Origin of the sequence: Thioalkalivibrio sulfidiphilus (genome assembly GCF_000377945.1) — a bacterium.
GTDB lineage: Bacteria > Pseudomonadota > Gammaproteobacteria > Ectothiorhodospirales > Ectothiorhodospiraceae > Thioalkalivibrio_A > Thioalkalivibrio_A sulfidiphilus_A.
Map to the genome: position 1 here is coordinate 1 of NZ_KB898980.1, position 4,876 is coordinate 4,876.

Below are 4,876 nucleotides of genomic sequence, written 5' to 3' on the forward strand. Positions count from 1 at the left end.
CCGCAGTCACGGCGCGCGAGCCATTGACGATGCCGCTGATGCGGTTTGCGGGAACATGAAGACGAGCCGCCAGCCCGTTGGCTGAAAGTGCGAGCGGTTTCATGAAGTCATGGAGCAGGATTTCCCCCGGGTGGACGGGCGGCAGTTTCTCGCCGGGCTCCACAACATCGGAAAAATCCATGCGGGTGATTTCTTCTCGTCGGATAGTCATCATCTTCACGCGTCAGTGGTAATCAACGATTTCCAGATGCCGCACATTAAGGAACCTCTGATTAAGTCCCGCCACATGGGATAATCCTCGAACCATACTCTCGGAGCAACAGATCGCACCATGAAACAGTTGGGCTTGAACGATTCGGGCTTTGTGAAGCACCCCAAAAAGACCCGCAAGGCACAGTTTCTGGCCGAGATGAACCAGGTGGTGCCCTGGTCCCGGCTGGAGGCCTTGATCGAGCCCTACTATCCCAAGCCCGGCAATGGGCGCCGCCCGATCGGGCTTGAGACGATGCTGCGCATCCACTTCATGCAGCAGTGGTTCGCCTATTCCGACCCGGCCATGGAAGAGGCGCTGCACGATATCCCGCTGCTGCGGGAGTTCGCGGGCCTGGACGCCACGGTGGAGGCCATTCCTGACGAGACCACCATTTGTAAGTTCCGTCACCTGCTCGAACGCCATGGCCTGGCGGGCGCGCTGCTTGATGAGATCAACGGTCTTTTGGGCGAGCGTGGCCTGATCCTGCGCAAGGGCACGATGGTCGATGCCACCCTGATTGCTGCGCCGACCTCCACGAAGAACGCAGACGGCAAGCGCGATCCGGAGATGAGTTCGACGAAGAAGGGCAACCAGTGGTACTTCGGCATGAAGGCCCATGTGGGTGTGGATACCGCCCATGGCCTGGTCCACACGGTGGTGGGCACGGCGGCAAAGGTGCCAGACGTGAAGCTCACCGATACCCTGCTGCACGGCGAGGAGCAGGAGGTACATGGGGACAAGGGCTACACGACCCGGGAGCGCAACCTGGCGGCAAGTGATCCGGCCAGCGGTCCGCTGTGGTGTTTCCCGTTCAAGCGTGTGCGGGGCCGGGAACTGCCCGAGTGGAAGCGCGAGATCAATCATCGCCTGTCCCAGCTTCGAGCACGCGTGGAGCATCCGTTTCGGGTCATCAAGCGCCAGTTTGGATATACCAAGGTGCGCTACCGGGGGCTGGCCAAGAACACGGCCCAGCTGACCACCCTGTTTGCGCTGTCGAATCTATACCTGGCGAGGCGCCAGTTGTTGCGTACGGCAGGATAGGTGCGCCCGGTGATCAGGGATTGGGCCGTGAATCGGCCGGGATCGGTCAAAAGAACGGCAAATCCGGACCCAAATTGACTAGGGAAACGACATTTCGTCCTTGATGTGCATAGGCCAGCTGCCTGAAATCACTTGATCAGACGTTCCTTAAATCGACGGTGCAGCATTATCAGACTGGGTAATCTGGAGGCGGCCAGCGCCGAGCCGTATGCACCAGGGCAAGAATCCACAGGGTGTCGGCATCGACCTCGTAGATCAGCCGGTAGCTTTCGTGTGGGATGAATTCGCGAGTACCACTGACCAGCCCCTCCTTGCCTAGATGGGGTTGTGTGGCGAGCAGCGCAACAGCCTCGCCGAAACATTCGTCAAGTTTGATGGCCGCCATGGGGTTATCGCGTGCGACATACTCGAATATGACTTCCCTGTCGCGCATGGCTTCCGCCGTCCAAATGGCTTTCATAGCTAATCGTGCTCGCCCCCCATCGCTTTACGGCGTGCTGTAAAGACCGCTTCGACCTCTTCATGAGTGAGTCCCTGTCCGCGCTTAACGGAATCGCGTGCCAGCTGCACCTTGTGGTGAATATAGGACTCATATTCGCGGGCTTCCCGCTGTCGCTGTATGAACTCACGCATCAACTCCCTGACAACTTGGGAAGCGGGACGGTCGGCGGCCTTGGCCTCGGCCATGAACTCGTCCCTGAGGTCCTTCTCCATTTTCATGGTGAAAACAGTTTCTTTGGCCATATCGGCAGCTCCCCTGGGACAACGTAATGAAAAAGTATAGACAAAGTATATGAAGTTTTTGTCCAAAGAAATATCCGCCATGCCCTGACCCCTGACCCCCAAACAACACCCCGCGCCCCACTCGGGTGCACCCGTCACGCCGCACTTAAAGTAAGTTCTGAGCTATCGATCCCAATATTCGATGATCCCAATCAAAGCGCCATGACTGGCGATTGTTGCAAAAACACAACGCAAATTTCGTGCTTTTGTCGTTTTTTTGCGAATCACCCCTTGCAATGCTCGAAATCAGGGCGTATAACAAGCCGGTCATTTTCGAAAATGACACACAAACTTGTGTGAAAGCAGTTTCAAGACTCAACTCCTGGGAGAGTGAAACAATGATGAAGAAGACTCTGATTGCTGCTGGTGTGGCCGCTGTGATGGCCGTCCCCGCCATCGCTGCTGCTGATGTGCAGTTGTCTGCTCGCCTGCAGACCGAGATCGTGAACATTTCCGGTGATGGCAACACCGCCAATGGCAAGGGCTGGTACATGACCGACGCCATGTCTGGTGGCAACGTCAACTCCGGCAATTTCTCCGGCGTGGCCCTGACCGCCAGCCACGATCTGGGCAACGGCCTGACCGCCTTCGCCAAGGCCGAATCCAACCTGCTGCCCACCAACTGGACCAACTCCGGTACCCGCGACGTGTTCGTCGGTCTGCGTGGCGGTTTCGGTAGCGTGCAGTTCGGTCGTCAGACCACCGCCTTTGCTACTTCTGGCAAGGATCCCTTCCACGCCACCTTCATGCAGGCCCGCGGTAACGGTGCCATGATCGGCGCCTTTGGTGGCCTGGGTAACGGTTCCTACGTTGATAATGCCATCGGGTACAGTGGCAAGTTCGAGATGGTGAGCGTGAATGCCACCTTCGGTCTGGATCAGACCGAGAATGTTGGCGGTGGTGATAAGAACAACGCTGAGCACATGTACGCTCTGCGTGTGAACGTCGACCTGAGCCCCGTGGAAATCTGGGTGGCCCACACCAATGCCAATGAGTACGGCGGTGCTACCCAGACGGGTGGTTTTGATGCCGATGGCGACCCCCAGGATACTCGTGACTTCCAGTCCACCAAGGTGGGTGCTGAGTTCAAGACCGGTGCCTTCGGTGTGATGGCTCAGTACGAGACCATCAAGCACGAAAACGCCACCACTGGTGCAGATACCGCCAATGCTGGTGACTTTATCATGGTGGCAGGTACCTACCGCATGGGTGCTAACACCTTCATGCTGGGCTATGGTCAGTTTGACGCCGAGCTTGATAACCGTGATGTGACCTGGGTTGCTGCCGGTGTGCGCCATGCGTTCAACCGCAATGTTTCTGTGCACGGTGGTGTCCGCCAGAGCGACTATGACAATCCGGCCGTTGGCAAGGAAACCGCCGTCGGTGCCGGTATGCGCGTGGTGTTCTAATCGGAGCTTGACCTGACCGATTGAGACGGGGCCCTTCGGGGCCCCGTTTTTTTGGGGTACTTTGGTGGTTACTTTGGGGGGTACTTAGGGACACCCATCATCCGTTTGACTGTCAGTCACTAGGCCATGGTTACTTTGGGACACCCATCATCCGTTTGACTGTAGCGCTTTGGGACACCCATCATCCGTTTGACGGTGCTTTGGAGTACTTTGGGACACCCAGTGCGCCGAGATAAATCGGTAGAAGATTGGAGGTGAAGGGTACTTTGGGACACCCATCATCCTGGGGGTGCTTTGGGACACCCATCATCCTGGGGGTGCTTTGGGACACCCATCATCCCAATCATCTGGGGGTGGGCTTTCTTTGGGACACCCATCATCTTACTTGGTACTTTGGTCGTGGGTACTTTGGGACACCCATCATCCGATTGGCGTGGTTACTTTGGGACGTGGTTACTTTGGGACACCCATCATCTTGGGGGTGCTTTGGGACACCCATGGTGCGGGTACTTTGGGTGGTTACTTTGGGACACCCATCATCTTGCCGAGTCGCCGGGTACTTTGGGACACCCATTGTACTTTGGGACACCCATCATCCGTTTGATGGCGGTAGGTTGTTTGGGACACCCATCATCCGTTTGACTGTAGCGGTACTTTCGGGCATCGGTGGTACTTTGGGACACCCATCATCTGGTTACTTTGGGACACCCATCATCCGTTTGACTGTCAGTCACTAGGCGACTAGTTTCAAATCAATGCCAACAGGGACAGGGAGCGCCCAATGACCAGTGGAGGGTGCTTTGGGGGTGCTTTGGGACACCCATCATCCGTTTGATGGCGGTAGGTTGTTTGGGACACCCATCATCCGTTTGACTGTCAGTCACTTGGCGATACTTTGGGACACCCATCATCCCTGGTACTTTGGGACACCCATCATCCCAATTGGGACGGGTACTTTGGCGGGTACTTGGATAGGGTGGTACTTTGGGACACCCATCATCCGTTTGACAGCTTGCCGCCAGGCGTCTAGTTTCAAATCAGGGGGCAACTTTGGGACACCCATCATCCGCTTGGGTACTTTGGGACACCCATCATCCCAATTGGGACGGGTACTTTGGCGGGTACTTGGATACTTTGGGGCGAGTACTTTGGGAAGTACGGGTCATCGCGGAATCGTGTGGGTGGTTTGATGGGCATAAAGTGCCCCGGACCCGCATAATCCCGGTGTCTTGCGGCCATCGAGGCCGTGCCCAAAGTGGTTCCGTTTGGCTGACAGGATCATGACATGAAATCTCCCCGCACAGTGCGTGAACTGTTTTCGCTGCCGGGCTTCTCGGCCGGGGCGACGCTCAAGGGTGTTTTCGGTGATCGGTACGCCCGAGTGATCACC

At 56.8% G+C, this 4,876-nt stretch carries 5 protein-coding genes; 2 read left to right on the forward strand and 3 right to left on the reverse strand.

All coding sequences use genetic code 11. From position 1 onward, the window contains the following. On the reverse strand, window positions 1-181 hold a 181-nt coding region (locus tag D580_RS16455; RefSeq protein ID WP_155999872.1), incomplete at its 3' end, for a HigA family addiction module antitoxin. Between the two features lie 150 nt (window positions 182-331). Here D580_RS16455 and D580_RS0114770 point away from each other — a divergent pair. Further along, window positions 332-1,294, forward strand: a complete 963-nt coding sequence (locus D580_RS0114770; RefSeq protein WP_026290027.1) for an IS5 family transposase — start codon at window positions 332-334, stop codon at window positions 1,292-1,294. A 169-nt stretch (window positions 1,295-1,463) separates the two neighbouring features. Here D580_RS0114770 and D580_RS0114775 read toward each other — a convergent pair whose 3' ends face one another. Then, entirely contained in the window at window positions 1,464-1,754 is a 291-nt protein-coding gene (locus tag D580_RS0114775; protein ID WP_018955132.1) for a type II toxin-antitoxin system RelE/ParE family toxin, read from the reverse strand. Window positions 1,755-1,756: 2 nt separating this feature from the next. Next, complete coding sequence (locus D580_RS0114780) at window positions 1,757-2,038, reverse strand: hypothetical protein (protein WP_018955133.1); 282 nt, start codon at window positions 2,036-2,038, stop codon at window positions 1,757-1,759. A gap of 215 nt (window positions 2,039-2,253) precedes the next feature. On the opposite strand from D580_RS0114780, the gene D580_RS0114785 reads away from it, so the two are divergent. After that, on the forward strand, window positions 2,254-3,486 hold the full coding sequence (locus D580_RS0114785) for a porin (RefSeq protein WP_231363573.1): 1,233 nt from the start codon (window positions 2,254-2,256) through the stop codon (window positions 3,484-3,486). The last annotated feature ends 1,390 nt before the right edge of the window (window positions 3,487-4,876 follow it).